The sequence below is a fragment of the Streptomyces sp. NPDC058052 genome (assembly GCF_042885515.1).
Lineage (GTDB): Bacteria > Actinomycetota > Actinomycetes > Streptomycetales > Streptomycetaceae > Streptomyces.
Window position 1 is genome coordinate 1 of the sequence record NZ_JBHVRX010000080.1, and the last position, 1,659, is coordinate 1,659.

2 protein-coding genes are annotated in these 1,659 nt (G+C 35.3%); both read right to left on the reverse strand.

The window, feature by feature from the left end; translation table 11 throughout:
- On the reverse strand, window positions 1–712 hold a 712-nt coding region (arcC, locus tag ACFVU3_RS40000), incomplete at its 3' end, for a carbamate kinase (protein ID WP_390073701.1).
- Window positions 713–731: 19 nt separating this feature from the next.
- Window positions 732–1,659 (reverse strand): ornithine carbamoyltransferase (argF, locus tag ACFVU3_RS40005; protein ID WP_390073702.1); only part of this gene is annotated, 928 nt, incomplete at its 5' end.

The following is a 1,659-nucleotide window of genomic DNA, read 5'->3' on the forward strand; positions in this document are numbered from 1 at the left end:
AGTTAATGTAAACATGATCTACAGCAGTTAATATGATTAATTGATCAGATTGTAAATGTGCTGCTAATAAAGCGCTCGTTTTATCTTTATCAATAACTGCATCAACACCTTTATAAACTTCATTTTCCTTAATCACTGGAACTCCACCACCGCCGGCAGCGATAACTAGTGTTCCATGCGTGATTAATGTTTCTATACTATCTAACTCGACTATATTTATAGGTTGTGGGGAAGGGACAACGCGACGATAGCCACGTCCAGCATCTTCTACAAAAGTATAACCTTTTTCTTTCGTAGTTTTATCAGCCTGCTCTTTTGTATAAAATAATCCAATTGGTTTAGTAGGGTTATTGAAAGCAGAATCATCGCTTGCAACTTGAACTTGTGTTACTAGCGTAACAACTTGTTTATCTATGCCCATTGAATGAAGTTCGTTTTGTAAACTTTCTTGCATTTGATAGCCAATATAAGCTTGGCTCATAGCTCCACATTCAGGGAAAGGAAAAGGAGGACCTTGTTTGTGTTCCGCCGCATAATTTAAACCTAAGTTAATACTTCCAACTTGTGGGCCATTACCATGACTAATTACAATTTCGTATCCTTTATTGATTAAACTTACTAGAGATTTAGCTGTACTTTTTAATAAATCTAATTGTTCTTTAGGTGATTGCCCTAAAGCGTTACCACCCAAAGCTACGACGATTTTAGACATATTTATATCCTCCTTTCATTTATTCTCCTAATGTTGCTACCATGACTGCTTTTATTGTATGAGCTCTATTCTCTGCCTCTTGGAAAACAACTGATTGTTCACTTTCAAATACTTCATTTGTTACTTCCATTTCATTTAATCCATACTTCTCTTGAATCTGTTTACCGATTTTTGTTTCAGTATCATGGAATGATGGTAGACAATGTTCAAAAATAGTATCTGGGTTTCCTGTTTTTTTCATTAATTCTTTAGTTACACGGTATGGTTCTAACAGTTTAATACGTTTTTCCCAAACTTCATCAGGTTCACCCATAGATACCCAAACATCTGTATAAATTACATCAGATCCTTTGACTCCTTCATCGATATCATCAGTTACAAGGATTTTACCACCATTTTTCTCAGCTATATTATTACAACGGTTTAATAACTCGTCAGTTGGATTTAGTTCTTTGGGACATACGAGATGGAAGGTCATGCCCATAATTGCTGCTCCTTGCATTAAGGCATTTGCAACGTTATTACGTCCATCTCCAACATATGTGAAGTTAATTTCATTATATGGTTTTTTCAATACTTCTTTAGCTGTTAAAAAATCAGCAAGTACTTGTGTAGGATGATCTTCATCAGTTAAACCATTCCATACGGGAACGCCAGAATATTTTGCCAAATCCTCAACTACTCTTTGTGAGAATCCACGATATTCTATGACATCATACATTCCTCCTAAAACACGAGCAGTATCTTTGGCAGACTCTTTTTTACCCATTTGAGAACCTGTTGGTCCAAGATATGTTACATGTGCACCTTGATCATAAGCTGCTGTTTCAAATGCACATCGAGTACGTGTTGAATCTTTTTCAAAAATAAGAGCTATATTTTTACCTTTCAATTTTTGTTGTTCTATTCCCGCATATTTTGCACGTTTAAGGTCTTCAGATAAGTTA